This is a genomic window from Vicinamibacteria bacterium (genome assembly GCA_035620555.1).
Taxonomy (GTDB): domain Bacteria; phylum Acidobacteriota; class Vicinamibacteria; order Marinacidobacterales; family SMYC01; genus DASPGQ01.
The window spans coordinates 1-3,515 of record DASPGQ010000738.1; the positions used below are offsets into that span (position 1 = coordinate 1).

The 3,515-nt window shown below is 62.7% G+C and carries 4 protein-coding genes; all 4 read left to right on the forward strand.

Annotated elements, in window-relative coordinates; all coding sequences use genetic code 11:
- The coding region (locus VEK15_29625) for a HAMP domain-containing sensor histidine kinase (protein ID HXV64895.1) at positions 1–723 on the forward strand (723 nt) is incomplete at its 5' end.
- The gene (locus VEK15_29630) at positions 716–928 is read left to right on the forward strand and encodes a hypothetical protein (GenBank protein HXV64896.1); all 213 of its coding nucleotides are present in this window, start codon (positions 716–718) and stop codon (positions 926–928) included. The genes VEK15_29625 and VEK15_29630, both read left to right, overlap by 8 nt.
- Positions 925–2,355, forward strand: coding sequence for a sodium:solute symporter family protein (locus VEK15_29635; protein HXV64897.1), 1,431 nt, complete (start codon positions 925–927; stop codon positions 2,353–2,355). The genes VEK15_29630 and VEK15_29635 overlap by 4 nt, the downstream gene beginning before the upstream one ends.
- Before the next feature lie 196 nt (positions 2,356–2,551).
- The gene (locus VEK15_29640; protein HXV64898.1) at positions 2,552–3,439 is read left to right on the forward strand and encodes a hypothetical protein; all 888 of its coding nucleotides are present in this window, start codon (positions 2,552–2,554) and stop codon (positions 3,437–3,439) included.
- Positions 3,440–3,515 lie beyond the last annotated feature (76 nt).

Consider the following 3,515-nt stretch of genomic DNA (forward strand, 5'->3'; position numbering starts at 1 on the left):
CAGATGCTGGACGAGCTCAAGAAGCTCGTCGAAGGGGTTCGCCGCGTCTCGGACGCCGTGGCCCACGATCTGCGCACACCGCTCGCCCGACTCAAGACGAGGCTCGAGCGGCTTCGAAAGACGAAAGCGGACCCGGAAATCGAGGCGGCGATCCACGAGACCGACCATCTGCTCGCCGTCTTTGCCGCGCTCCTGCGCATCGCCCGGATCGAGACCGGCGAGCGCGCCCGAGCCGTGCTCGCGAACGTCGACCTGACCTCGCTGGTAGACGACGTGGCAGAGCTCTACGCACCTCTCATCGAGGACGCCGACAAGAAGCTCGTGCTGCACAACTCCCCGGGAATCGAAGTGCGGGGCGACCGAGACATGCTGTTTCAAGCCCTGGTGAACCTTCTCGACAACGCGCTCAAGCACACGTCGCCCGGCGGCCAGATCGAAATCGCTCTCTCGTCGACCGGGGAGGGCATCGAGATCGTGGTCGCGGACGACGGGCCGGGTATTCCCCTCGAGGAGCGCAGCCGCGTGCGCGAACGCTTCTACCGCCTGGATCGTAGCCGAACGACCGCTGGAGCCGGACTTGGATTGAGCCTCGTGGAAGCCGTGGCCAAGCTGCACGCCGGCTCGCTTCAGCTCCTGGACAACGCGCCGGGACTCAGGGCGGTCGTCCGCCTGGGAAGGCGCGAAGGTGACGGTAAAACCCGTTACAATCTGGCCCGTGAATGACGAGCCCAGCCGACACCCTTTCATTTGGCTCGTCTATGCCGGCCTGTTCGGCGCAGCGATCCCGTGGTATTTCACCGAGGGAGCGGCCGATCCGATCTGGCTCGGCCTGCCTCGCTGGGTAGCAGTCTCTCTCGCCGCCACTCTCGCGATCGCTCTTTTCACTGCCTTCGTCATCGAGCGCTACTGGAACGACGACCCGCCATGAACGGCATTCCTCTGAGCGTCGGGGCCCTGTTGTTCGTCGGCGCTTATTTGGGCTCGATGATCGCTCTCGGCCTTACCGCCCGACGAGCTCGAAAGAGCGACAACCTGAGTGATTTCTATCTCGCGGGAAGAAGCCTCGGCCCCCTCGTCCTCCTGCTCACCCTCTATGCCACGCAGTACAGCGGGAACACGATCGTGGGCTACCCGGGAGAATCCTATCGGCTCGGCTACGCATGGATGATGAGCGTTTCCTTCATGATGTCGATCGTCGTCGTCTACCTTCTCTTCGCACCGCGACTCCAGCGGCTCGCGAGACAGAACGGCTTCGTCACCCCCGGCGATTTTCTGGACTACCGTTTTCGTTCGCCCGCGCTCTCGGTCGTCATCAACATCATTTTGGTCGTCTCCATCGGGAACTACCTCCTCGCTCAGCTCATGGCGATGGGGCACGTCGTGGCGGGGGTCAGCGACAACAACCTCCCCTACTGGTTGGGCATCGTCGTGCTGGTCGTCGTCATCATCGCTTACGAGACCCTGGGAGGTCTTCGCGCGGTTGCCTGGACGGACTGCGTCCAGGGGTTGATGCTGCTCGTTGGCCTCGTCGCGCTACTCCATGCTTTCGCACCCACGCCATCCGATTGGCACGCGGTGACCGAATGGCTGAATCGAAACGCCCCCGAAAAGACCGCCGTTCCCGGCCGGGAGATGCAGCTACGCTGGCTCTCCACCGTGGTGTTGATCGGGTTTTCCGCCGCGGTCTATCCGCAGGCGATCCAGCGAATCTATGCGGCCCGCAGCACCCGAGTGTTGAAGCGATCGCTCCAGGTGCTGGTTTTCATGCCACTGGTTACGACCACGGTCGTCGTGCTCGTAGGGCTCGTGGGTATCCGTCGTTACTCGGGACTCGCCGGCATCGAAGCCGATCAGGTCCTGCCTCTCCTCTTGCACGAGTGGTCCCAGGAATCGGCCTACGGTTACGCGATGGCGGTTCTCGTGGTGACCGGAACTCTCGCCGCGATCATGTCGACCGCCGACTCGGTTCTGTTGAGCCTCTCCTCCATTCTTTCCAAGGACCTCCTCGGCAAGACGGTCCTTCGCGGGGCCAGCGAGGAGCGCCTTACGGCGATCGGGAAGCGCGTCTCATGGCTCGTCATGGCATTGCTCGCGCTCATCGCCGTGACCCCTCGTATCACTCTCTGGGGACTGATCGAGCTGAAGGCGGAGATTCTCGTCCAAGCATCGCCCGCGTTCGTGCTCGGCAGCCTATGGCCGGGGCTCGAGGCGCGGGGAGTGCTGTGCGGCGCAATACTAGGAGCCCTGGTTGCCGGCCTGGGCACCCTGTTCGGCCACTCGCTCGGAGTCGTCGCCTGGCTCGCCAATTTGACGGTCGCGGTGGGCCTTTCGCTGGCGTTGGCGGGAGAAGGGTGATGACAAACTCAACCCACCCTGCGCGAGCGGAGCGAGCCCGGCGCGCTTGCCGCGCCGTAAAACAGCCCGAGCCGTGGCGGCTCGATCGATCACGGGTCCCGCCACGGCATTGAGCACGAAGAAGACCGGAACCACAACAACGTCGGGTGTGAGAGGGTTAACAAATCGCCGAGGCCCCACTATCTAAAATGATGCCATGCGTTTCCCGGTCGCCTCGCTCGCCTTCGTCGCCATTCTCGCCTCCGGTTTTTCCTCGGCGCAACCCCTCGTCGAGTTCACCGAAGAGCTCGATTTCGACCGGCCCGAGTCGTGGGCGATGAAGTACTTCGCTTCTCTCGCGCTCATGACCGGAATGGGAGTTCCGGAGCGGATGGGGCCGGGTGCGATCGACGTCGGCTTCGAAGGAGGTTTCGTGCCCCAGCTCGATGACGATCAGCGCCGGGTGGGATTCGGGGGAACGAAGCTCGAGGAGCTCAATCGCACGCACTTCTTTGGGAGGGTTCGAGGACGGATCGGGCTCTCGGAAACCATTTCCTTGGAGCTCGGTTACGTTCCTCCCTTCGATTTGGGAGGCACGAAACCAAATCTCTTCGCCATCGGCGTGGGAAGACCGTTCCGCCTGTCGGAAACGTGGCAACTCGGCCTGCGAGGATACGGCCAGTTCGGCACGATCGAAGGAGACATCACCTGCAGCGAGAAAGAGATCGAGACCGGCCCCAACCCCTTCAATTGTGAGGCCCCGTCGAACGACCAGATCACGCAGCGTGTGTACGGCGTGGAGGTGAACACCGGCTTCGTGAGCGACGGGCCCTGGCGGCCCTACTTCGGCATCGCATTCAACTATATGGACCTCGAGTTCCAGATCGACGCGCTCTACTCGGGGATCCACGACCGAACTCTCCAGCTCACCGACGGCGGCACGGTGTCCTTTACCGGAGGAATTACTTACGTCGCCAACGAGAAGTGGCGCATCATGGGAGAGCTCTTCTACTCGCCTTTGTCCGTCGTTCGCCCGCCGTCCACGTCGTCCCAGAACGACGGGCTCTTCAACGGGAGGTTCCTGATAACTTATCGGATTCGCTGAGCAGGAGCGCCCCCCGATACAAGCAATAGAGTCCCGCCATCTGTATCACATGGTAGAGGTCGTTCTGGTTGAAGTG